Origin of the sequence: Paenibacillus sp. FSL R5-0908 (assembly GCF_038006245.1) — a bacterium.
Lineage (GTDB): Bacteria > Bacillota > Bacilli > Paenibacillales > Paenibacillaceae > Paenibacillus_AQ > Paenibacillus_AQ odorifer.
Map to the genome: position 1 here is coordinate 3,485,069 of NZ_JBBOUV010000001.1, position 21,764 is coordinate 3,506,832.

Here is a 21,764-nt window from a genome sequence, read left to right on the forward strand (position 1 = left end):
TGCCTTTTTGCTTGTTATGAGTAACTAAACATGTATGCTCATCTAATTTGTTTAAAATATACCCATTCCGGATCGCCATCATCTAAATTCTCAATGACTCCGCTTTTAACAAACCCTTGAGAAAGACATAGCTGCTGCATGATCGTATTGGATTCATTGGTGGAGGTGAAAAGCTTGGGGGTTGGGCATTGTTCCTCGATGTAGCTAAGGAGTGTTTTGGCTATGCCTAGGCGTCTGAACTCAGGATCCACAATGACCAGCTGAATAAAACAACATTCGAAAAAGGTGGTGTCGTAGCAAGCAAATCCTACAAGCGTTCCATTATGCGATGCTACGTAACACTGCTCATGATTGATATATTTTTCAATCTTCGATTTGCGGCTTTCATTGCCAATGATCTTGCTGTCTATTTTGGTGAGCATGGGTAGATCTGAAATTGTAGCTTTTGTTACGAATATCATAGTATGTCTCCTTATTAATATTATATAGGGTATGAATGGTAAGTCTTGATCTTTAAGGTTTTTTCACACATGATGAAGATGATCTAAGATAACTTCAAGGAAAATTATAACATATGATTATAGACGATGGAGAGATAGAATGAAACAGCTTCCGATTATACAGGTGCTTCCTGACTTGAAAAATATACTTAACACTGCGCAGGCAGCAGTACTTATCGCTGAACCGGGTGCAGGCAAAACAACAGGAACGCCTCCGGCGTTTTTGGACGAGCCTTGGATGGCGGGTAAAAGCATTTTAATGTTAGAGCCTAGAAGGCTTGCTGCTAGATCTGCCGCCACTTACATGGCATCCTGCCTTGGAGAAAGTGTTGGACAGACGGTAGGGTATCGGATGCGGAATGACACTAAAGTAGGCAAAAATACGCGGATTGTTGTAGTCACTGAAGGAGTATTAACGAGAATGCTGCAAAGCGATCCTTCTTTGGGTGATGTGAGTTTAGTTATTTTTGATGAGTTCCATGAGCGCAGTCTTCATGCGGATTTGGGACTTGCCCTTGCACTGGAAGCACAGGCTGTGCTGCGGGAGGATCTAAGGATTCTTATCATGTCAGCTACCTTGGACAGTGAGCGGGTGTCTGCTTTACTAGGGGATGCGCCTGTAGTAAATTGTCCGGGCAGAACCTATCCTGTAGAAACAATTTATGTGCCAACTACTGGGAATCTTCCACTGGAAAAAACTGCTGCAGCTGCTGTGAGACGTGCGCTTGCTGAACAACCCGGAGATATTCTCGTCTTTTTACCGGGGGAAAGAGAAATACGCAGAACTCAAAGTGAGTTGGAAAATGGGAGCTTGCCAGTTCCGGCAATTATTCGCCCTTTATATGGTCAGCTGCCACAAAATATCCAAGATGCAGCCGTGGCTGCATCTGTGCAAGGTAAACGAAAAGTAGTGCTCGCGACTTCTATCGCTGAGACAAGTCTAACGATTGAAGGCGTGCGAACGGTGATTGATACAGGGCAACGCCGTACACAGGTATTCTCACCACGCACAGGAATGCCAAGTCTTACGACGGTCCCGGTATCGATAGCCTCCGCGGATCAACGGCGGGGACGTGCGGGACGGACAGCCCCAGGCGTGTGCTACAGGCTGTGGAGTCAGGAGGAGCATAATCGACTTCCGGATGACAATGTGCCGGAGATTATGCAGACGGACCTTGCGCAGCTCGCTTTGGAGCTGGCGCTGTGGGGCGTGCGCGATCCTGCCGCGCTATCTTGGCTTGACGCGCCGCCCGCTGCGCCTTATGCACAGGGCACCGCGCTGCTGCGCCAGCTCGGCGCGCTGGACGCCGGCGGCGCCATTACGCCGCACGGCCACAGCATGGCCGCGCTTGGCGCGCACCCGCGAGCCGCACATATGCTGCTGCGCGCGGCAGAGCTTGGCGCAGCACCGCTCGCCTGCCGGCTGGCGGCGCTGCTGCAAGAGCGGGACCTTTTCAAGGGTCCCGCGGCCCTAGATTGCGACCTCACGCTCCGCGTTGAGGCGCTGCTCCGGTTCGAGCGCTCCGCTGATAGCGGCGGAGCGGACCCGGCGGCTCTGCGCGCTGTGCAACGCGAGAGCCGCCATTTCCTGGCGCAGCTGCAAGCCGCGCCGGGCGAGAACTTGAACGACATCAGCCGCTGCGGGCTGCTTCTGTCGTTCGCCTATCCCGACCGGATCGGGCAGAAACGCGGCGATGGCGCGTTTCTGCTCTCCTCCGGTCGGGGGGCGGCCATGCGGGAAGGACAACCGCTGGCCCGGTCATCTTTTATCGTAGCTGCTTCGATCGATGATCGCGCTACACAGGGGGCAATTATGCTGGCAGCTGAGATAGAAGAAGGACAACTGCTTACCTATCATGCAGACCGCATTACAGAAGAAGCGGATGTGTATTGGGATAAAGAAAGTGGGAGTGTGAAGAAACGTCGTCGCTCAATGCTCGGCGCGTTGGTCTTAAAAGAAACTTCACATGAAAGACCCTCCGCGGAAGAAACGGCAAACGTACTGTTAAGTGTCATCGCTACAGATGGCATTGAAACTCTACCGTGGGAGAAGGGAACCTTACAGCTTCGCGAACGCTTGATGTTTATGCATGCCTTACGTTCAGATTGGCCGGATGTATCAGATGTTGCTTTAATTGCTACGTTGGAGGAATGGCTTTTGCCATATCTGCAAGGTATGAGGAACCTCCGTGACCTTCAGCGTGTACCGTTAGCACGGGCGCTTGAGGGGATGTTGGACTGGAATCAGCGACAGATGCTGGAAAAGGAAGCACCTACACATATATCTGTTCCCAGTGGTTCGCGTGTGCCCGTAGATTATACTAATTCTGCTGCCCCGGTATTGGCAGTAAGATTGCAAGAGATGTTTGGACAGCTGGACACACCTCGAATTGGAGGGGGAAAGGTGCCGGTATTGCTGCATCTTTTGTCACCAGCTAGACGGCCTGTGCAGGTAACCTCTGATCTAGCAAGTTTTTGGCGGGGGACCTATTTTGAGGTCAAAAAAGATCTGAAAGGACGGTACCCGAAGCACTATTGGCCAGATGACCCATTACAGGCTATTCCGACTAATCGTACACGTCCCGTAAAATAATTTATGGTTACATATGCTCTTGAAATTTTTCCTTAGATGTTTGGTCTCCCGTTTAAAGGGTAATTACTAGCGAAGACAATTACTAAGGAGGGCTTCAAGTGACTAAAAAAATCGTAGGTATTTTCGACACAGAACAAGAAGCAACCAGAGCAATTGAAGGACTTCACAATCAAGGATTTAGTAATGATGAAATATCAGTAATCACACGTGATCGTGATGAGCTTAGAAACATCTCAGAGGATACAGGCACAAAAGCTCCAGAAGGAGTAGCAACAGGCGCTGCTACAGGTGGTGTAGTTGGCGGCGTTGCCGGACTATTAGCAGGGATCGGAGCATTGGCGATTCCGGGGATTGGACCGATCCTGGCGGCAGGGCCTATAGTTGCAACACTTACAGGTGCAGCAGTTGGTGCGGGCGCAGGTGGATTAGTCGGCGGCTTGATCGGACTCGGTATTCCGGAGGATGAGGCTAAAGAGTATGAAGGTTATGTGGAAAGCGGCAAAATCCTTGTACTAGTCGATGATAATGGACGCGGCTATCAAGCGCATGATGTGTTCCGCGGTAACCGCTCACTGAATACTCAGCGTTACGAAGGCATCTATAACGAAGACACTAGACTAGGAAATTCGATGGCTAACAGAGCGGATCGGACGGCTGATGTCTACAACCGCGATAAAATATAAACATTATCATAACCTGCTTTAAAAGCGGTAAAAGGTTACAAGGAGCGATTCTCCGATTAATGGAGAATCGCTCCTTTTGTATTTATAGTCCATCGCGCCTCCCGTAATCCCCCTTTTCTCATACTCTTCTGAGGGGTACGGACCCAGATGACGCTATTTGCTAATTTTTGCTCTTTGCAGCAGGATTTCGGACTCCATGGACGCTATTCTATAGAATGAGGCTCTAATTTGCTGTTTTTTTTGCCAATAGCTGCAATGGGGTCCGATAGGGTTCCAAATATTGAATAATATTGCGTTTAAGGTCCCCTGTGTCCTTTGCTACTATGTACCTGCATCGCTACGCAGTGTCCTTATGCTGCTACGCACGTGCTGTCTTTGTACTGCAATGTATGCGTACCTGATCACTGTGTCCTTATGCTAGAGGTGCATCGTTCCGCTGACGTACATGCACCGTTCCCTAGAGTCCTTTTGCTATTACATACGTGCATCGTTCCACTATGTTCTTATATTGCTACGTAAGCGCACCCGAACTCTGTGTCCTTATCCTACTGAGCATAAGCCCACGGTTTTGCTGCTACGAAATCCCCCCGTTCACAGCGCCCTTATGGTTGCTAAGCACATGCCCCGTTCCGGAGTGTCCTTATGTGCTGCTACCTGCACGATCTTAATCAAGGATGCGAAGCATGCGGACGAAAGAATCAGCTGCTACGGATAACCTCATATCGCGATGGATTGCGAAACCTATATTCCGGGGGGGAGGGGGATCATCTAATTGCAACTCGAAAAGTTCTCCTTTTTGAATCTCATCAATTACAAAAGAACGGCTAATAAAGGCTACCCCGTAACCAAGTCTTGCGAATTCAGAGAGTAAATCGATGCTGCCCAGCTCTATATCTGGTTTAACGGACAATCCCTTACTAGCAAACCAATGATCAACAAACAGTCTGGTGCTGCTTTCTGGGGATAATAAAATAAAAGGTAACTCTGCAAGTTCTTTTGCCGTAAGTGAACGGTTTGCCAGTTCCTGAAAGGCTCGTCCCACTACAAAACAATCCTCAAGGGTGGCAAGCGTCTGAATATTCAATTGTGGATCGTCAATAGGCATATGGACGAGCGCACAGTCTATTTCGCCTTCTTTCAAACGTTTGGTGATCTCATGCGTTTTTCCGTGTGATAGCCGAATTCGTATGCCGGGATATTGTTTGTGGAATGCGTTCAATTGCGGCAGCAAAAGATTTTTTATGAGGGAATCACTCGCTCCGATCCGAACCTCTCCCTCATTTAACTGCTTTAGATTGTGAAGATGCTTTTGTGCAGAATCCAGCATGACTAAAGAGGGCTCAACATATTCCAATAACGCCCGTCCTTCCTCAGTTAGCTCTACACCTTTAGATAAACGATGAAATAATTTGAGACCTAAAGAATCCTCCATTTGTTTAATGGCATAACTTACGGATGGCTGTGTAATATGCAATTCATTTGCAGCTTTAGTTAGATTTTTGTAACGAGCCGTATATAAAAAAATGCGATACCATTCAAGGTTAAAGAATTTGATATAGATCACCTCTATGACAGTCTATTGAAAATGTGATTTCATTAATTGCAACAATCTTATTATAATTTGGATATATAAATAATAAAAGAGTCGGCAATGGAGGTTTGAATATTATGGCAGGTAACACATTTGGAGAAGTATTCAAGATTACTACCTTTGGAGAGTCACATGGTGCAGCGGTTGGGGTCATAGTGGATGGGGTTACACCTAATGTTGAAATTGATGAAGCATATATTCAGAAACAGATGGATAGAAGGAAACCAGGACAGTCCTCAGTAACTTCACCGCGTAAGGAATATGATGTGGTGCAAATACAATCAGGAGTATTCGAAGGGAAAACAACCGGAACTCCACTCTTCGTAGTCCTGTACAATAAAGATATGAAACCGGAAGCCTATAACGATATTCAGCATTCATTTAGACCCGGCCATGCGGATTTTACTTTTTTGCAGAAATACGGAATTCGCGATCATAGAGGCAGTGGGAGGGCATCTGGCAGGGAAACAGCGGCAAGAGTAGCTGGCGGAGCGATCGCTCGGAAACTGCTCGAAAGAAGAGGGGTTGAGGTACTGGCCTACACGCAAGAGGTCGGCGGGATTAAGTGTCAAACCTTTGATGAAGATGTTATTGAGCAAAATGCAGTCCGCGCCTGTGATGCTAAGGCTGGAGCTGAAATGATAAAAAAAATTGAACACTTAGCTTCGATTGGAGACAGCTGCGGAGGTATCGTGGAGTGTCGGATTAGGGGGGTTATTCCGGGTCTTGGAGAACCCGTATTTGATAAATTGGATGCAGAGTTAGCTAAAGCGATGTTATCTATTGGTGCTGTAAAAGGAATAGAGTTTGGAGCTGGATTCGAAGCGGCCTCTATGCTTGGAAGTGAACATAATGACGCGATGAATAAGGGAGGATTTCTTAGTAACCATTCCGGTGGGATTATAGGCGGAATTAGCACAGGAGAAGAGATTATTTTTCGAATAAGTGTAAAGCCTACATCCTCGATTTCTGTTACTCAACAGACCATAAACACGAATGGTGAAGAAGTAGAGATTAAAACGGAGGGCAGACATGATCCATGTATTTGTCCGAGAATCGTGCCGGTTGTTGAAGCAATGGCTTGCTTAGTATTAGAAGATCTTTATAAAAGACAAGCTGCTATTTTTGGATGAAACACTATTTAAAATGAAACAACTTAAAGACTGCACCTCTTTGCAATAAGCTGTGAGGTGCAGTCTTTTTTGCATATGTGGTATCATATGGATAATCATTCAAATTATGCTTTATCTCTAGCTATGCCATAGTTACAGTACAGCGAAATGGAGGGAATAGATGAGAATCTTTGTTGCAGGTGCTGCAGGTGTGATTGGACGGTCATTGCTTCCTAAGTTACTACAAGCGGGGCATGAGGTTATCGGTCTGACCCATAAAGAAGAAAACAAAAGAATCCTTGAGAGCATAGGGGCACAAGCGGTAATCGCGGATGTGTATGAGCGTGAGTCTATATTTGCGGCTATTTATGCAGCTCAACCTGAAGTGGTAATTCATCAGCTGACTTCACTAAGTCAGCGGAATTTTGCAGATAATTCAAGGATAAGAATAGAAGGAACACGAAATATTGTCGATGCTTCGATGGCAACCGGTGTTAAACAGATTATTGCCCAAAGTATCTCTTGGGCTTATGAAGCTGGTGAGGGACCTGCCACGGAGAATACTCCATTAGATACTAATGCTTCTGAATCCCGGATGAGAACCATTGACGGTATTCGCTCCCTTGAAAAAGCAGTTGCAGAAATTCCTAATCATGTGATTTTGCGATACGGAATGTTGTACGGCCAAGGGACGTGGTATGATACTGCGGGATTAATGACAGAAGAAATTCGACAAGGGAGACTGACTGCAACAGAAGCAGTTACGTCATTCCTTCATGTGGAGGATGCAGCTAAAGCGGCGGTTCTTGCTCTAAACTGGCCTTCTGGTCCAGTTAATATTGTGGACAATGAACCTGCGCGAGGAATAGATTGGGTGCCTGTTTTTTCTGAAACCTTGGGAGTTCCTAAACCTCCTTTGCATATGGGCAGAGAAGGCTGGGAACGGGGGGCGTCCAATACAAAAGCTCGAATGGATTACGGATGGAGTCCATCATACCCATCATGGAGGTCAGGTTTTGCTCAGAGCTTGAAAGGTTAGCGATGAATCCAAACATGTACAAGGAGAGATGACATGAGTAAATTAAAGAATTTTTCTTTAGTAGTCGTGAATTTGATTGCTGATCTATGGTTTGGAATCGTTCGAAAACCAGAGTTTTATGATAAACACACCGTTACAAGAACAAAGAAAGGGTATGTCCTGTTTGTATCTATGGCAGGCATTATCGCAGTGGGTTCAGCTTTTTGGTTATACTCGAGAATATATTAGAAAAAGGCTGCCCATTGGCGGTCTTTTTTTTGGATATTGGACGTCAGAAAGCTAGAATGTTATGTTATTGCTTAATAGATGGTTAAAAATTGAATTTTTAAAAGAGGAAGCTTCCAATGAATTCTTCTACACCGAACCAACATGTGTTCACTTATTCTCAACAATCCATAGTAGCCTCTCGGTCACCATTTCAAAGCAGGCTCCTTATTATGTTCAGCGCATAAGATTAATATCTAAACTCATGGATGAAAATCGCGCCAAATTGATGCTTATTGCCGCCTCAGCTGGATTCGGAAAAACGACACTTGCAGCTAAATGGGCTCGCACTCATTCCGATGAGGTTGCATGGTTGTCACTGGAAAACCTCCGCTGCATCTTCCACATACCCCATTGCTTTTAACATTTTAGCTTGCAAAACAACCCCTGGCACCCACACGCTTCGAGGAATTACACATGACAAGCGCTTTGTCCAGTTGCACGTTTGCATCTTTAAGATGATTCCGTTCATAGAAAAGATCCGCCAAAAATACAAAACCATGTCCTTGTAACGCAAAATGAAGCAACGTTCTTCTTACTTCTGAGGTAGATACTTTAGCGGATAAATAAGCCATTTTGTTCACCGGGAATACGAACAAATCACACTCGCGCGTATGCTGGTGGTACGTCAAGCTTTTAGTGAGGTAATACCTTGGTTGAACAAACTGCTGAGTGAGGCTAGACGAACGGATCGAATTGGCAGCCAGATGGAGATCTTGTTACTACTTGCTATATCTTATGAAATTCTCAGAAAAGATAATCAAGCCTACGAGGTTCTAGAACAGGCCCTTGAACTCGCTGAGCCAGAGGGTTATATCCGTATTTTTCTTGATGAAGGACAACCACTTATACGATTACTACAACACTGGTTAACTGCCAAGAGAGCAGCTTCCGGACATGATTATGTAAGTCAATTGATTCAGTCTTATCAGAGCGAGCAGATAGATAACGTCAATACTATAAATATTCATTTTACAAAAAGAGAACTAGAACTCATGCATCACATCATCGATGGACTTTCAAATGATCAGATTGCTCGTCAATTATTCCTTTCTCCGGGAACTGTTAAAAGATATATTCACGATATTTATCAAAAGTTAGAGGTTAAAAACCGGGTACAAGCCGTTTCTAAGATAAAAGAAAAGCATTGGCTTTAAATCGGCAAAAGATTAATGTAACAGTTTATTACCAAACATTTACTTTAAGAAGTGATACTATGGAATACAGAAGGTGATAGGACTTGAGGGGGAAATGTAAATGCAATTAATGGCATGGTCTGATTACGAGATTTCATATGACTTAAATAATGATTATTCTATTCGTAAGGCAGAGTCGGAAGAATGGGGACTGTATTGTTCCATTTATTATAATATGCAATATAATGGTTTTTTTAAAGAAGAAAGGTTCAATTCTGCCCAAAGAAACGCTTTTTGGATCTATAAAGGCGAGTCTAAAATAGGTGGAGTAAGGATGTCGCCTAATCGGATATATCATTTATTTGTTATCCCACCTTTTAATGATACATTTGTGGTGCTGAAGCTATTAAAAAAGCTTTTGATTTATTGGTCAGATAGAACAAAACCTATAAAAACCTTCGAGGTTCTGCCAGACCAGGTTCAATTATTTGCGCGGGCAGGGTTTTGGCCTGATGAGTTCAGATGCCGTTGGATGCACCGTCCTACAGATCATTTTGAGGTCGAATGGAACGAAGAGTTAAGGATTGAAAGTCCTCAGATCGATGATAATGGTATGGGCGCTAAACGATTTATTCTTGAAGAACAGATCGCCGAATGTAACTATGCGAGCTTTGATGGAAGTCTTGAGGCAACAAGGAGAAAGAAATTCTCTTATGAAGATTTTATCCCAAGTGAAGAACCAAATTATACAAATGAAGTATTACTTACAGCGTCCACGCTTGTGTATGATAAGAAATCGGGACAGCTAATTGCGAATTGTCTCTTGGGTTTACAAGATGATTACGCAGCAGTTTACAGTATTGGTGTAATACCTGCTTACAGAGGAAAAGGGATTGCTACACGGATGTTGAAAAGAGGACTTAATCTCCTGAAGGATAAGTATCCGATCCTAAGGTTATATGTCATGGAAGGTAATGACGCGGATTCTGTTTATTTAAATCTAGGATTTGTCCCTGGAGTACAAGAGATACAGAGTATGTATATTCCTATGCACGATTAAGAAAGGCTGCCAGGTGGCAGCCTTTTTATTCGTTAACTAGGCATGAGAGGTAATAGGAAACATGAAATGTTGAGGGAGTTCTTTTAATAGCGGACGTATAAATAAGGTATCTTCACTCTGTGAAATTAATTCTGCCTTAACTTGATCGATTGGATAATCTGGTGTGAAATAAAAATGTATAACCTCAGTTTCCGGAGAAATAATGCTTTTCAATACTGTGTTGATATCAAAACTTGTTGTACTGATAATATCAAAAATATGAAGCTGATGATCCTCATGTTTAAAGATCACAATAACGTCAGCCTCTTTAATATAATAAAAGGAATCATGAAAAGGAAGAATAAAATAAAACAGCAGCTGATGTTCATTATTTATCACACTTAGCGCGGAGGATACTGGTGTTCTTTTGACTGCAAAATTTTTGATCATGCTAAAATCAACGGGGTTACCTATAGATAAAGGCCGCACAGAGTAGGTTGTAGTTGGCTGATTGCTAAGATGAGCAACGTTAAGTGAAAAGCTGCTTTCTTGCATGCGTTCAAACCCGAATTTAGGATAAAAATCCAAAGCGCGCTCATTAGCAAATAAGTAGAGGAAGTCGTATTCATGTTCGTACTTAGCGATAATGTGGTCTATTAATTTTCGGGATAAACCTTGCATACGATAATCAGGATGTGTCATCACCGTCCCAATTTGGATGGCGTTGTATTCTTTTTTGTTGATGAGAATAGTCATTTTATTAATAGATGCATTCGCAATGACATGATCTTCATCGATAAAGGAATAACAAATATATTTGTCATTCCAGCCCCCATGTTCATACCAAGGTTTAAAATCAATGCCAAAGATCGAATGGGCTAAAGAATTGAAGCTAAGCTTATATTTATCGATGTGTTTATAATCGCTAATCAATTGATATTCATTCATAGAATATACCTCTATTTCAGATGATTTTGGAATTCGCATTTTATGAATATATAATACTATGCTTTTTAACCGTAAAGTTGATTTTAAAAATACTATACCAATATAATCCTGTAGATGTGTTATCATAATCTCTAAATTATTAACTCGGAGGTATAAGATGAGAGAGATAGATTACAGTCATTATTTTTGGCAGGATGAGAAAATAAGACTAAGATCCGTTCAGGAAGAGGATTGGGAAGGTCATTACATCAACCGTTTCGATACACCAGCGCGGCGACTTTTAGAGTGTACTGTTGAACTACCACCTACCATTGCTGAATCTCGAAAATTTGTAGAAACATTTGCAGAATTCTCATCACAGCGGCTGATGTTTACGATCGAAAATCTGAATGGTGAATATGTGGGTGGAGTAAATCTTAATAGCATAGACGAGAAAAATGGTACGTTCAGTATAGGCGTGCAAGTGGATAGAGACCATCGAGGTAAGGGGTATGGGACAAGAGCTATCAACATCCTGTTGAAGTATGCTTTTTTGGAGCTTAGACTAAACAAGTTTAACGAATGTGCGCTCGAAGGTAACGAACCCTCAACAGCTATGCTTAGAAAAGTGGGCTGTGTCCAAGAAGGCGTGCGCCGGAAAGTAATTTATACAAATGGACAGTATTTAGACTTACTGTTGTTTGGATTGACGAAGGATGAATTTATGGAGAAAAACGCTATGAAATAGTGATTAGAGAGGTTACTTGGAAAGCGATTCTTCAATACATGGAGGATCGCTTTTTTGTGTTTTGTTTTGTGGATCGATGTTCTATTGAAGCTTGCGGACCCAGAAGACGCTATTTGCATATTTTTTGCTTTTTCAGAGTAGTTTCGGACACCAGTGCAGCTATTCCTCAAGAATCGCTGTATATATGTTACTTTTTATGCCAATAGCATCCATGGGGTCCGATAGGACAGGAAAAGTGGGGAAAAGCAGCGAATAGGGTCAACTGGGTCCGATAGTGGCTCGAACGAGTAAACTTGATCAAACTAAACTGATCAAATTAAACAAAAAATGGGAGGGCGTGCAGAAGCATGTGGGTCCAGAAGGAGTTTGTATCATGCAGAAGTATGTGGGCCTACTTCTTCGAGGATCATTCTACGAAATCAACGATGTACAACCATTTATTCCGTACTTTCATCATATGAAAAATTCACAATAGAAAACCACAAAAACCACACTCTCCCTACTCACATCAACATAAATCATCCTACATACCACCAAATATCTATAAACAACGGAATAAGTGAACCCTCTACCAAATTTCAGGTTGTGAAAGTTGGAAAATAGTGCTTATACTAGAGTAATAGAAGGAAAGATTAGCCAACAACATTTACAACATGAGGAGGGTTTATATGGCGTTTATGATTGCTCAACGAGCGTTTATCAAAGTGTATCTTATAACAATGGTAGAACAACACCGCGGTTACGGATATCAAATGCTGGAGGATTTACGTCGGGATTTCAAAGCCCATGGTTATTCCCCTCCACAGAGTGAAATCTATCGCGCCCTGCATGAGCTGGTGCAGCAAGGGATTTTATATCGAACCAAGCAGCTGAAAGGCAATGATCCTAAAGTGGATTTTCAAGAAATCGTACTTTACCATTTCACCTCAGATGGAGAAGAGAAAGCAAAGTTATATAAAAAGCAGGTAAAGACGGATCTTGACCGCTGCTTAGGCATTTTGAATAAAGCTGTTGTGGACAACTATTAGAACTGCAACTATAGTAATATTTTCAGGATGCTCTCACCCTGTTATAATGGTTACTGCCGGATGATTGCAGTATATACTTGGAGGTAGCAAAAGATGGATGAACATATGAAACGCCGGTTAGACAAACAGCGGAAGCTGTTCAGTCAACTAGGCATCACATTAGACGCTCTAACCATACATGAAAAAGAATTCAGCATGAAGCTGCGTGGCTACGATGCGGAGGAAGTAGATACATTTCTGGACAGCGTAATCAAAGATTACGAACGTTTCTATGCGACGATAGCTGATCTGATGGATAAATGGCAAGAGCAGCAGCTGGAAATGCGGGAATTAAAGGCAGAAACAAAAACAGAGATTATCCAGGTTCCTGTTTCCCGAGGCATTGATCCAAAAGAATTGGAAGAGGTTATTCTGAGGCTTGAAACTAACGTCCGCCAGCTTAAAGATAAGCTTCCTCGCATGGAAGAGTTTTTATAAGGCGCTGTTTGGGATAATGGGAGCTCCGCTTGACATTTCTAAATTTACCATTGACGAGTTAGCAGTTCATGAATTATGATATGTTCATAAATGATCATTTATATTTTAGTGGCGTGTTACCGTTAAGGGCATGAGCCAAGAATTGTCTTTATTTCCATTAGACAATTCTTGGCTTTTTTTGTTCCAATTTGACGATAATTAGGGAGAGGAGTGATGAGCTTGTCGCGAGAGATCGAGCAATTTCAAGTACAGCGTGTAATTGGGAATAACGTTGTAATGGTTCAGGGAAGCAAAAACGGGAAGGAATATGTCATCATTGGCAAAGGTATTGGATTTGCAGTGAAGGGTTCTGGTGTGATCGAAGGGAATGATGCTCGGATTGAGAAGTTGTTTCGTCTAGAAGATCGCGAAGCCTGGAGCCAATATCAAGTTTTGCTGGAAGATATAGATCCTAAGGTAATGAAAATAACTGATGAGATAATTGCAGATATCCAAAGTCAATTTCCTGACAAGTTAAACGACAAGATTTATCTGGCACTCCCGAGCCACATACAGTTCACCATCTACCGTCTGCGCAACGGGATGGATATTATTAATCCGTTTTTGCAAGAAACCAAAATGTCATTTCCGAAGGAATTTGAGATCGCTTACAAGGCATCGGAGAAAATCAATGCTGAATTTCAAGTGCAAATCCCCGAAGATGAGATTGGATTTCTTACTTATCATGTGTATTCAGCAGTCAATAATGTATCGGTTGGTCAGTTAGTCAAGGCCTCTAATATTGTCAATGAGCTTCTAGACATGATTCAGCAAGAACGAAAGATAACTTTTGAGCACGGCAGTATGAATCATATCCGGTTAATGATCCACTTGCGTTTTTCGCTGGAACGTATTTTAAAAGGATCACTAATAGATAATCCCTTTGTGAAACATATTAAGAAAGAATACAAAGAGGAATACAAGCTGGCTAAAAAGCTCGGTAAAGTAATGCAAAGGTCGCTTGAGGTCGAAATTCCGGAAGAAGAACTATGTTTTCTAGCCATGCATTTGCACCGGTTATTTCAGACCTTAGTGAAATCAAATTAACATCTTAAGAGGAGTGGAGCATATGTTTTCCAAATGGAAATCAAAAAAAGAAGAGAAACATACTGAACATACCATCGAAATCATGGCACCAATCAGCGGGGAGTCAGTTCCACTAGCACAGGTTCCGGATGAAACCTTTGCTGGCGGTCATATGGGTAACGGAATTGCAATAAAACCATCTGAAGGAATTTTGAAAGCGCCTTTTGACGGTAGGGTTGCTCATATCGTGAAATCGAGTCATGCAGTCATTCTGGAACATTCCTCCGGTATGCAATTGCTATTACATATCGGAATCGATACTGTCAGCCTCAAGGGCAACGGTTTTGTCAGTCATATAACCTCTGGAGATCAAGTAAAAGCAGGTCAAACTCTAATCGAATTTGATCTGGACGTAATTCGCGCGGCAGGTTGTGACACAATTTCGCCTGTAATCGTGACCAGTACAGAGGAGAATCCACCTCAAGTAAGCGGACATTATGGTCAGGTTACAGCAGGACAGGATCTGATTCTTACCGTGGCTTCAAAGTAATTGGTTTATAGAGCACTACTACTATTGAACCGAAAGGATGATTTTAAATGTTGGCTTTTCTACAAAAATTAGGTAAGTCGTTAATGCTTCCTGTTGCAACCATGCCGGCGGCAGCTATTCTTCAAGGGTTTGGTTTGCTTAACTACGAAAAAGATATTCCGCTAGGAGCGACCATTGGTGGATTTCTAAATCAATACTTTGCTCCATTTCTAAACGCCGGAGCGAATGCGATCTTCGGTAACCTAGCCTTAATCTTCGCGGTAGGGGTTGCCATTGGATTTGCCGGTGACGCCGTAGCAGCTTTGTCAGCTGTAATATCGTACATGGTACTGACTAAGATTCTGCTTATCGTACCGCTTCAATTCTCTTTCATCAATGATGATGTTGTATTGAACATGGGTGTGCTTGGTGGTATTTTTGCCGGTGCTTGGGCAGCGTTCTTATACAAGAGATATCACAATATAAAAATGCCTGATTGGCTTGGATTTTTTGCAGGTAAACGTTTTGTTCCAATCATTACGGCAGCTTCTATGATGGTTCTTGCTGTATTTGTGGGTATGATCTGGAGTCCGATACAAGATGTTATCAGTGACTTCGGGAACTGGGTTGTGTCACTGGGGGCTGTTGGAGCATTCATCTTCGGTACAGCTAACCGCTTGCTGATTCCGTTCGGTCTTCACCACGTGCTTAATACGATTGCTTGGTTCCAAATTGGTGATTTTACGAATGCAGCTGGTGAACTGGTGCATGGTGACTTGTATCGCTTCTTCGCTGGAGATAAAACTGCTGGGATGTTTATGACTGGATTCTTCCCAATTATGATGTTTGCGCTTCCAGGGGCAGCACTTGCATTTATTCATACAGCTAAACCGGAAAAACGTAAAATGGTTGCTTCCATCTTCATCGGTTCTGCCATTGCTTCTTTCTTAACAGGGATCACTGAACCACTTGAGTTCTCCTTTATGTTCGTAGCACCACTCTTGTACGGAGTTCATGCTTTATTAACAGGATTCTCCATGGCCTTGATGTACATTTTAGATGTTAAGCTTGGTTTTGGTTTCTCCGCAGGTTTGATCGATTATCTTGTAAACCTGAAACTGTCTACTAATGCATGGATACTTATTCCTGTGGGTCTTGGATTCTTCGTCTTGTATTATGTACTATTCCGCTTTATTATCTCATTGTTCAAGCTAAAAACACCTGGACGTGAAGATGATGAGGAAGAAAGCCTGTTAGCACCACCTGGAGGTAATGGAACGCCTTCATCATCTTCTAAAGCTGCTCAAATTCTTGAGAACATCGGCGGTCCATCAAACATCCGCAATATCGATGCATGTATCACACGTCTTCGTCTGATTGTTAATGACGAAAAAGCCGTGAAAGATTCCGCATTGAAACAGCTCGGAGCTTCCGGTGTCATGAGACTGGGTCAAGGGGCTGTGCAGATCGTATTTGGTCCAAAATCAGAGCAAATTAAAGATGATATTCAAAAACTGTTATAACTAAATTAACCATGTTGAAATCATTAAACAGGGCTGGTTCTCATACCAGTCCTGTTTTTTTTGCTGTGTCCAGAGATAAAGGGTTGCTTTATAGATAATGCCTAGTATAATACTTGGTATAAGTAAGCAAAGGAGTCGGTACACATGTCAGTCGATGATTATCTGGATCTTTTAAATTACGCCAAGGCGATTAAAGATGGGCAGTGGCAGGCTGACATCATTGAGCGCTTAAAAAATCTTAGTGCAGCAGCGGAAAGTCCTCAGACACAAGAAGCAAGTGTAATAGAACTTTGGTCAAGGTTTGATGCCATTAACATAATGATCATGAAGCTGTTTGAGAAGCTACGGGAGAATGAACATTCAGAACAACAGTTTCAGTGGAAAGAGCAGCTCTGGGAGCTTAGGCTGGAACGGAGTATTTTATCTAAAAAGATTCTTAATCGTTACATTCGAATTAGGTAAACACTAGAAGGCAGTTTCCTTATTAATTTAGGGGCTGTCTTTTTTTTACGTAATCTTGATACAAAAATGCATTGAAAGTCGTCTTACTTATAGCTGCAGCTGATAAGGAGGATTTACAAGATGGAAATTCCGGAATCTGAAATTTTTAAAGCAATATTCTATGAACATTATCCTATTGTCAGACGTAAGCTGACCGCTTTGGTTCGTGATGAGTCGGCAGCAGATGATTTGGCACAAGAAGTTTTTCTGAGATTGTATCGTAACCCCCCAGATGATCCAGCAGCGCTCGGTGCCTGGCTTCATAGAGTCCTTACTCGTATTGGATATGATTATCTGGACAAAAAAGCAAGGGAACGGCGGCTGCAAAATAAACAAGAACAGCTATACGAAGTGGGGGAATCACCTCCTTCAGGAGAGGAAGTCTTAATCAGTAAGCTGGATCAGGAGGATGTTCATGAATGGTTGAACGAACTGCCTGACAGGGATAGACAAGCGCTTCTGCTTAGATACTCTGGTTATAGTTATGCGGAAATAGCAGGCGAGCTTGGTCTAAGACCTCCCGTAGTAGGGACATTACTGCACCGTGCAACCCAGAGGTTAAGACAAAATGCAGCAAAATCACTGTCTCAGACGGAATAACAAAACGAGATAAGCGAAGCTCCAAATTATTTAGGAGGGTTTACTAATGACTAAACAACCGCTAAATCAAGATCATAATAATCAACATACAGATGAAGCCTGGGTCAAATTGCAAAACAAGTTAGCGTCTGAGCCTGTAAGTCCCAAATGGTCTGTGTGGAGTCAGCAGTTGTCTGTGGATGATATGAAAGATGATGATAAAACAGATCCGCAAATAGACCAGCCTCAATCTGCGGATGACAATCCAACAGCAAATCGCCCATCCAAACGTCTTCGCATGAATCGTCGGCGTAAGTGGGGAGTAGCAGTGGCAGGTGCCGCTATCTTTGCGGTTATACTTGGAACTCCAGTAGGAAATACGGCTATGGCATCGCTGCTGAATCAGTTTCGGATGGAAGAAGTTACAGTGGTGAATGAAAATGATATCCGGGATATTTTTTATCAGGTAAATGAAAGTCAATCCATGAATGAAGCTATGAACAAATTTGGTGTGTTTACAAGTTCCTTTGGTTCAAATAAAGGGATTATTCCGCTAGATCAGGTGGAAGAGACTCTAGGTTTTACACTTCCAAGCGGAACTTTGCTCGAGAATGTGAAGAGCGCATATATAACCAATTCACAAGAAATAACCTTGAAGCTTAATATTGAAGCAGTTAATAAAGCAATGAAAAGATTGGGTGCAAAACAGCTTCTTCCAGAGGCCATAGATGGGAAAGAAATTAAACTAGATCTTTCGGAGATCGTGAATTATGATCTTTCGATGGATAATGATAAATGGGCTAATCTTACACAGACGAAGACTCCTTTAATTACGGTAGATCCAACTATAAAGGTTGATGAAGCTTTGGAAGCTATAATCGATTTTCCATTGCTGCCAGATTATCTGAAATCCAGCTTAAAGCAGAGCCGCATTTTATCGGGTGAAATTCCTCTGCCACTGGTAAAAGGCCTGAATACCGATCAAATAAAGATTAAAGATACTACGGTTCTACTGAATCAGAATGAATATAGTCAAGGGATTGTGTACTCGGCCGTTTGGGTACAGAACGGACAACTGTTTGATTTCAACGGAGGAAGCGTGTATACAGATAAAGCTGTATTTCTAGAGAAGCTAGGGGAGTTGATTGAATAATGACGGCGGCCGCAATAGAAGCGAAGTCTTTGACCAAAGAATATGATAACGGACGTGGTTGCCGTGATGTAACGATTACTGTTGGGAAAGGGGAAGCCTTTGGCTTCCTCGGCCCTAATGGTGCGGGGAAAAGTACCTTTGTCAAAATGCTGGTAGGTCTCATTCGTCCATCGAAGGGTAGTGCTACTCTATTTGGCCATAAGATCGGTTCACTTGAAGCCAAGTCCCAAATCGGATATTTACCGGAATTATATCGTTATCAAGAATGGCTTACGGGGGAAGAAGTAGTAAGACTGCATGCCAAGCTCTGCCGTGTAGAGCGATCTGTAGCCGACAAAAGAATTCCAGAGCTTCTAGCAGAAGTTGGAATTGGAAACCGTGGACGGGATCGTGTGAAACATTATTCCAAAGGGATGCAGCAGAGATTAGGGCTTGCTTGCGCTCTTGTAAACAATCCGGCCATCGTTTTTCTGGATGAGCCCTCATCGGCGCTAGACCCGATTGGACGTCAGGAAGTTCGGAATATTTTGCAGAGGCTAAAAGAGAAGGGAGTTACAATTTTTCTTAACTCTCATCTACTGGAGGATGTTGAACTCCTCTGCGACCGGATGGCACTGCTGAATAACGGAGTTATACTGCGGCATGGGAAAGTATCTGAGATCTTAAATAAGCGAACAAGCTGGCATTTTAAAGTGGGCGGTTTTACGCCTATTTTGTTGTCTTGGTTACAGGATAGCACTGAACTTCAGATCAAAGTTTCAGCGGATATCGGAGCTCAATCTGAAAAAGGCGCTTCAATCCCAGCTACATTGGAGAGTAGCACAGTTTGGCTGGAAGCGGAACTGGAGAATGAGGAGCAAGTAGGCTGGCTGAACACGTTAATTATTGAACAGGGTATGACATTATATGAAGTCTCACGGAAGCGAGAACGTCTGGAAGACTGGTTTATGAGTGCTGTATCCGGCTTAAGTCACAGAGGTGAACACGAATGAGAATAATCATAGGAATGACCTGGAAGGAATTGCTGCGAAAACGAGTAATGGTATTAACATTGCTAATGACCATTGTCTTTCTTATAGGATTTTGGTTTGTGGCAAATACGATCGGACAAAGTGGAATACCGAACAGAACAGATATTAGCAGTGGCGAGCATCTCTTAGCTAATTTTACAAATGGTGCTTTTATATTATCACTTGGATTCTTTTTTGGCGCGTTTGTACTCGCCTTTTTGGCGATCTTCAGTTCCTTCTCAGCTATTGCAGGTGAAGCGGAACAAGGGGTTATGCAGGCTTTACTGCCAAGACCGCTGCCGCGGTGGAAATGGTACACAGGTCGCTGGCTTGGATATGTGACGCTTGGGACCGGTTATGCCCTGATTTTATTTATTTCTATTTTATGGATTACTGAGATCCATGCCACCGTTCCTAGAGATGCCGTAGTCCTATTGAAATCATTTTTGTTATTCTCCTCTGTAGTGCCTTTGCTAATTACGATTTCTATGCTGGGTTCTGGATTCTTCTCAGCAGTGGGGAATGGTGTCTTTATGACAATGTTATATGGGGCAGGCTGGTTAGGCGGGATGATTGATAAGATCGGAGGATCGCTGAGATTAGAACCCGATGTTCTTGACACATTAAATAATTTGTCAGGAATGATGGCACTGCTTATGCCAGTGGATGGTTTACAGCGGAAAATGACCGCCGTCCTGTTCAGCGCTAATGAAATGAGTGGAATGATGGGATTGTTCGGCAGCATGAATGGATTGCTGGATTTTAATACGGTTCCGTCAAATATGTTTATTTTTTATGCGATAGGATATACCCTGTTAGCTTTTGTTATAGGTCTACTTCGCTTCGAGCGAAAAGACTTATAAAGGGGATGTTAATCCAAAAAGAGCCCTCTTGTCTCCTGATCGGGACATTTAGGGCTCTTTGAGTTGTGTAGCGGGAATCATTTCTTAATACCAAGCTCAATCCATTCGGTAGACCAGTTTCCAATTTCACCAAGTATAGGAGCAAGCGCTGTGCCTTTTGGAGTTAGAGAGTACTCAATACGTACTGGCATTTCGGGATATACAGTTCGCTCTATAATGCCTTCGGTTTCCATTTCCTTCAATCGGTCAGATAACACCTTGCCACTGAGATTGGACAGACAGCTCTCAATTTCACCAAAACGGCGTGGTCCTGGCATAAGCACGAAAACAATAAGCGCGACCCAACGTTTACTTAGCAAGTCTACCGCTTTTTCAAAGCGAGGACACATGTTGAAATCATTCATAATATCACCTCGACATTCATTATATCATAAACTTACATAAAGTAATTATAAATATTTAAAGATATATTATAACTTGACGAAGTTATATTACAATGATAAACTTACTTACAAATAGTTACTTATAATTTAACTAATATTTTATCCTTATGCTTAGCTCTATCTAAGCATTGATGAACAATGAGGAAGGTGTAATTATGATTAAACCAGAAATCACTTCTATTTTACAGAATAAAATCATGCGAATTCCTTTAGCAAATTCCACAAATATATTGGTTGGACCCATCACGTTACCGGTGAATTTAGACGGCGAGACCGTTGTTTTTAAATGGTACAACTGGCTGAATACAACGGATGCAGAGCTTCTTCAAGAGGATAGCAGTAAAGCAACGGCAGCTTTAATTTCACGTTTGCCATCCATGAACTTAGCAGAAGGACAACAATCCAGTGTGTTGGTATATGGCGATTTCGAAGGGTCTGAGGATGCATTGATCCGGATGCATAGCATCTGCCATACTGGCGATATTTTTGGCAGTAAACGTTGCGATTGCGGATTCCAGCTGCATCAATCCATGAAAATGATTGTTGAGCATGGCTCTGGGGCATTATTTTATCTCGCGAATCATGAAGGAAGAGGCATTGGCCTGTTCAGCAAATCTTTAGCGTATCTTTTACAGGAAGAAGGATACGATACAGTTGAGGCTAATTTAGAGTTGGGATTTGCTGACGATTCCAGAAACTACGAAGAAGCAATTAGTGTTCTGCAAACTTTACGTCACAAACCAGTGACACTGATCACGAATAATCCGAAAAAATTGGATGCGCTCAAGGCTGCAGGGATGAATGCTGTGAAGAGAGTAGCGTTATGGGGAGATGTATCTTCTTTTAACGAGAAATATTTGCGGACTAAAGTCGCTCGCTCAGGGCATTTAGAAGCTGTGAAGGACACCCATTCACTAAATGAAAGACTGGCTAAGTAAAGATTGAAGTAGTGCTTTTGCGC

24 protein-coding genes are annotated in these 21,764 nt (G+C 42.7%); 20 read left to right on the top strand and 4 right to left on the bottom strand.

The annotated features are described in order from the left end of the window. Positions 1-38: 38 nt before the first annotated feature. A complete protein-coding gene (locus tag MKZ09_RS15870) occupies positions 39-461 on the bottom strand; it encodes a GNAT family N-acetyltransferase (RefSeq protein WP_076135214.1) in 423 nt (140 codons plus the stop codon). A gap of 139 nt (positions 462-600) precedes the next feature. Between MKZ09_RS15870 and hrpB the strand changes: the two genes are divergently transcribed. Next, positions 601-3,093: an ATP-dependent helicase HrpB gene (gene hrpB, locus MKZ09_RS15875; protein WP_076205835.1), complete on the top strand. Its 2,493-nt coding sequence runs from the start codon at positions 601-603 to the stop codon at positions 3,091-3,093. Between the two features lie 98 nt (positions 3,094-3,191). After that, positions 3,192-3,776 carry a general stress protein gene (locus tag MKZ09_RS15880; protein ID WP_076205837.1) on the top strand — a complete coding sequence of 195 codons (585 nt, stop codon included), beginning with the start codon at positions 3,192-3,194 and terminating at the stop codon, positions 3,774-3,776. Positions 3,777-4,440: 664 nt separating this feature from the next. Here MKZ09_RS15880 and MKZ09_RS15885 read toward each other — a convergent pair. Beyond that, a complete protein-coding gene (locus MKZ09_RS15885; RefSeq protein WP_256715110.1) occupies positions 4,441-5,340 on the bottom strand; it encodes a LysR family transcriptional regulator in 900 nt (299 codons plus the stop codon). A 104-nt stretch (positions 5,341-5,444) separates the two neighbouring features. On the opposite strand from MKZ09_RS15885, the gene aroC reads away from it, so the two are divergent. The 6 genes from aroC (at position 5,445) to MKZ09_RS15915 (ending at position 9,978) form a co-directional block, all read left to right on the top strand. After that, positions 5,445-6,500, top strand: a complete 1,056-nt coding sequence (aroC, locus tag MKZ09_RS15890) for a chorismate synthase (protein WP_076205839.1) — start codon at positions 5,445-5,447, stop codon at positions 6,498-6,500. Between the two features lie 160 nt (positions 6,501-6,660). Further along, complete coding sequence (locus tag MKZ09_RS15895; RefSeq protein WP_076135208.1) at positions 6,661-7,518, top strand: NAD-dependent epimerase/dehydratase family protein; 858 nt, start codon at positions 6,661-6,663, stop codon at positions 7,516-7,518. Positions 7,519-7,551: 33 nt separating this feature from the next. Further along, positions 7,552-7,746, top strand: a complete 195-nt coding sequence (locus tag MKZ09_RS15900; RefSeq protein ID WP_076135207.1) for a hypothetical protein — start codon at positions 7,552-7,554, stop codon at positions 7,744-7,746. A 61-nt stretch (positions 7,747-7,807) separates the two neighbouring features. Continuing rightward, entirely contained in the window at positions 7,808-8,146 is a 339-nt protein-coding gene (locus tag MKZ09_RS15905; RefSeq protein WP_179089577.1) for a hypothetical protein, read from the top strand. Between the two features lie 202 nt (positions 8,147-8,348). Beyond that, positions 8,349-8,939 (top strand): LuxR C-terminal-related transcriptional regulator, encoded by a 591-nt coding sequence (locus tag MKZ09_RS15910; RefSeq protein WP_341041893.1) that lies wholly within the window; start codon positions 8,349-8,351, stop codon positions 8,937-8,939. A gap of 100 nt (positions 8,940-9,039) precedes the next feature. Next, complete coding sequence (locus MKZ09_RS15915) at positions 9,040-9,978, top strand: GNAT family N-acetyltransferase (RefSeq protein WP_076205841.1); 939 nt, start codon at positions 9,040-9,042, stop codon at positions 9,976-9,978. A 36-nt stretch (positions 9,979-10,014) separates the two neighbouring features. Here the strand turns inward: MKZ09_RS15915 and MKZ09_RS15920 are convergent, their stop codons facing one another. After that, positions 10,015-10,905 carry a GNAT family N-acetyltransferase gene (locus MKZ09_RS15920; protein WP_076135201.1) on the bottom strand — a complete coding sequence of 297 codons (891 nt, stop codon included), beginning with the start codon at positions 10,903-10,905 and terminating at the stop codon, positions 10,015-10,017. Between the two features lie 157 nt (positions 10,906-11,062). Here MKZ09_RS15920 and MKZ09_RS15925 point away from each other — a divergent pair, with 157 nt between their 5' ends. From MKZ09_RS15925 to MKZ09_RS15975, 11 genes are all read left to right on the top strand, one after another. Beyond that, positions 11,063-11,632 carry a GNAT family N-acetyltransferase gene (locus MKZ09_RS15925; protein ID WP_076135199.1) on the top strand — a complete coding sequence of 190 codons (570 nt, stop codon included), beginning with the start codon at positions 11,063-11,065 and terminating at the stop codon, positions 11,630-11,632. Between the two features lie 668 nt (positions 11,633-12,300). After that, on the top strand, positions 12,301-12,660 hold the full coding sequence (locus tag MKZ09_RS15930) for a helix-turn-helix transcriptional regulator (RefSeq protein ID WP_036686667.1): 360 nt from the start codon (positions 12,301-12,303) through the stop codon (positions 12,658-12,660). Positions 12,661-12,753: 93 nt separating this feature from the next. Beyond that, on the top strand, positions 12,754-13,137 hold the full coding sequence (locus tag MKZ09_RS15935; RefSeq protein WP_076135198.1) for a DivIVA domain-containing protein: 384 nt from the start codon (positions 12,754-12,756) through the stop codon (positions 13,135-13,137). A gap of 213 nt (positions 13,138-13,350) precedes the next feature. Further along, a complete protein-coding gene (locus MKZ09_RS15940; protein ID WP_076126156.1) occupies positions 13,351-14,223 on the top strand; it encodes a PRD domain-containing protein in 873 nt (290 codons plus the stop codon). 22 nt (positions 14,224-14,245) lie between these two features. Next, positions 14,246-14,752 carry a PTS sugar transporter subunit IIA gene (locus MKZ09_RS15945; protein ID WP_076126158.1) on the top strand — a complete coding sequence of 169 codons (507 nt, stop codon included), beginning with the start codon at positions 14,246-14,248 and terminating at the stop codon, positions 14,750-14,752. Positions 14,753-14,799: 47 nt separating this feature from the next. Beyond that, positions 14,800-16,254 carry an N-acetylglucosamine-specific PTS transporter subunit IIBC gene (gene nagE / locus MKZ09_RS15950; protein WP_076135196.1) on the top strand — a complete coding sequence of 485 codons (1,455 nt, stop codon included), beginning with the start codon at positions 14,800-14,802 and terminating at the stop codon, positions 16,252-16,254. A gap of 144 nt (positions 16,255-16,398) precedes the next feature. Then, positions 16,399-16,716: a hypothetical protein gene (locus tag MKZ09_RS15955; protein WP_076135194.1), complete on the top strand. Its 318-nt coding sequence runs from the start codon at positions 16,399-16,401 to the stop codon at positions 16,714-16,716. Positions 16,717-16,836: 120 nt separating this feature from the next. Beyond that, the gene (locus MKZ09_RS15960) at positions 16,837-17,355 is read left to right on the top strand and encodes a sigma-70 family RNA polymerase sigma factor (RefSeq protein WP_076135192.1); all 519 of its coding nucleotides are present in this window, start codon (positions 16,837-16,839) and stop codon (positions 17,353-17,355) included. A 46-nt stretch (positions 17,356-17,401) separates the two neighbouring features. Beyond that, the gene (locus MKZ09_RS15965; protein WP_076135191.1) at positions 17,402-18,487 is read left to right on the top strand and encodes a DUF4179 domain-containing protein; all 1,086 of its coding nucleotides are present in this window, start codon (positions 17,402-17,404) and stop codon (positions 18,485-18,487) included. Further along, positions 18,487-19,479, top strand: coding sequence for an ABC transporter ATP-binding protein (locus MKZ09_RS15970; RefSeq protein WP_076135189.1), 993 nt, complete (start codon positions 18,487-18,489; stop codon positions 19,477-19,479). Before MKZ09_RS15965 ends, MKZ09_RS15970 begins: the two co-directional genes overlap by 1 nt. Continuing rightward, positions 19,476-20,360 (top strand): ABC transporter permease, encoded by an 885-nt coding sequence (locus tag MKZ09_RS15975; RefSeq protein WP_076205843.1) that lies wholly within the window; start codon positions 19,476-19,478, stop codon positions 20,358-20,360. The genes MKZ09_RS15970 and MKZ09_RS15975 overlap by 4 nt, the downstream gene beginning before the upstream one ends. Positions 20,361-20,437: 77 nt before the next feature. On the opposite strand, the gene MKZ09_RS15980 is transcribed toward MKZ09_RS15975, so the two are convergent. Beyond that, positions 20,438-20,764: a winged helix-turn-helix transcriptional regulator gene (locus MKZ09_RS15980; protein WP_036686688.1), complete on the bottom strand. Its 327-nt coding sequence runs from the start codon at positions 20,762-20,764 to the stop codon at positions 20,438-20,440. Positions 20,765-20,958: 194 nt separating this feature from the next. Between MKZ09_RS15980 and MKZ09_RS15985 the strand changes: the two genes are divergently transcribed. Next, positions 20,959-21,741 (top strand): GTP cyclohydrolase II, encoded by a 783-nt coding sequence (locus tag MKZ09_RS15985; RefSeq protein WP_076205845.1) that lies wholly within the window; start codon positions 20,959-20,961, stop codon positions 21,739-21,741. Positions 21,742-21,764: the final 23 nt, after the last annotated feature.

Coding starts and splice junctions, on each gene's coding strand:
- nagE (WP_076135196.1), top strand. CDS start 14,800: ATGTTGGCTTTTCTACAAAAATTAGGTAAGTCGTTAATGCTTCCTGTT.
- MKZ09_RS15970 (WP_076135189.1), top strand. CDS start 18,487: ATGACGGCGGCCGCAATAGAAGCGAAGTCTTTGACCAAAGAATATGAT.
- MKZ09_RS15960 (WP_076135192.1), top strand. CDS start 16,837: ATGGAAATTCCGGAATCTGAAATTTTTAAAGCAATATTCTATGAACAT.
- MKZ09_RS15940 (WP_076126156.1), top strand. CDS start 13,351: ATGAGCTTGTCGCGAGAGATCGAGCAATTTCAAGTACAGCGTGTAATT.
- MKZ09_RS15925 (WP_076135199.1), top strand. CDS start 11,063: ATGAGAGAGATAGATTACAGTCATTATTTTTGGCAGGATGAGAAAATA.
- aroC (WP_076205839.1), top strand. CDS start 5,445: ATGGCAGGTAACACATTTGGAGAAGTATTCAAGATTACTACCTTTGGA.
- MKZ09_RS15945 (WP_076126158.1), top strand. CDS start 14,246: ATGTTTTCCAAATGGAAATCAAAAAAAGAAGAGAAACATACTGAACAT.
- MKZ09_RS15955 (WP_076135194.1), top strand. CDS start 16,399: ATGTCAGTCGATGATTATCTGGATCTTTTAAATTACGCCAAGGCGATT.
- MKZ09_RS15935 (WP_076135198.1), top strand. CDS start 12,754: ATGGATGAACATATGAAACGCCGGTTAGACAAACAGCGGAAGCTGTTC.
- MKZ09_RS15980 (WP_036686688.1), bottom strand. CDS start 20,764: ATGAATGATTTCAACATGTGTCCTCGCTTTGAAAAAGCGGTAGACTTG.
- MKZ09_RS15895 (WP_076135208.1), top strand. CDS start 6,661: ATGAGAATCTTTGTTGCAGGTGCTGCAGGTGTGATTGGACGGTCATTG.
- MKZ09_RS15985 (WP_076205845.1), top strand. CDS start 20,959: ATGATTAAACCAGAAATCACTTCTATTTTACAGAATAAAATCATGCGA.
- MKZ09_RS15870 (WP_076135214.1), bottom strand. CDS start 461: ATGATATTCGTAACAAAAGCTACAATTTCAGATCTACCCATGCTCACC.
- MKZ09_RS15915 (WP_076205841.1), top strand. CDS start 9,040: ATGCAATTAATGGCATGGTCTGATTACGAGATTTCATATGACTTAAAT.
- MKZ09_RS15965 (WP_076135191.1), top strand. CDS start 17,402: ATGACTAAACAACCGCTAAATCAAGATCATAATAATCAACATACAGAT.
- MKZ09_RS15975 (WP_076205843.1), top strand. CDS start 19,476: ATGAGAATAATCATAGGAATGACCTGGAAGGAATTGCTGCGAAAACGA.
- MKZ09_RS15930 (WP_036686667.1), top strand. CDS start 12,301: ATGGCGTTTATGATTGCTCAACGAGCGTTTATCAAAGTGTATCTTATA.
- MKZ09_RS15920 (WP_076135201.1), bottom strand. CDS start 10,905: ATGAATGAATATCAATTGATTAGCGATTATAAACACATCGATAAATAT.
- hrpB (WP_076205835.1), top strand. CDS start 601: ATGAAACAGCTTCCGATTATACAGGTGCTTCCTGACTTGAAAAATATA.
- MKZ09_RS15900 (WP_076135207.1), top strand. CDS start 7,552: ATGAGTAAATTAAAGAATTTTTCTTTAGTAGTCGTGAATTTGATTGCT.
- MKZ09_RS15905 (WP_179089577.1), top strand. CDS start 7,808: ATGTTATTGCTTAATAGATGGTTAAAAATTGAATTTTTAAAAGAGGAA.